At 68.0% G+C, this 387-nt stretch carries 1 protein-coding gene; it reads left to right on the top strand.

Annotated elements, in window-relative coordinates; all coding sequences use genetic code 11:
• On the top strand, positions 1-387 hold a 387-nt coding region (locus B8W69_RS29585; RefSeq protein WP_133058069.1), incomplete at both ends, for an AMP-binding protein.

Raw genomic sequence — 387 nt, 5'->3', positions numbered from 1 at the left:
TGGCCGAACGCTGGGGTGAGGCCGGTGAGCTCGCCGGGATCGGCGGGACGGGGGAGTTCCGCACCGACGTCTTCGACACCCACAGCATCGAAATGCTGATCGAGCGGTTCCAGCGGGTGTTGGCGGCCATGACCGCCGATCCCAGCCGGCGGTTGTCGTCGGTGGATGTGCTCGATGCCGATGAGCACGCTCGACTGGATCAGGTCGGTAACCGGGCGGTGCTGGCCCGAACGGTGTCAACCGTGGCATCGATTCCCGCGGTATTTGCCGCCGAAGTCACGCGTGCGCCCGAGGCGCCGGCGGTGACCTTCGACGGCCACTCGATGACCTACCGGGAGCTCGACGAGGAGTCGAACCGGTTGGCGCATCTGTTGGCCGGCCTGGGCG

The sequence above is a fragment of the Mycolicibacterium vulneris genome (assembly GCF_002104765.1).
GTDB classification, from domain to species: Bacteria; Actinomycetota; Actinomycetes; order Mycobacteriales; family Mycobacteriaceae; genus Mycobacterium; species Mycobacterium vulneris.
This window is presented reverse-complemented; position numbering and strand designations above follow the sequence as displayed.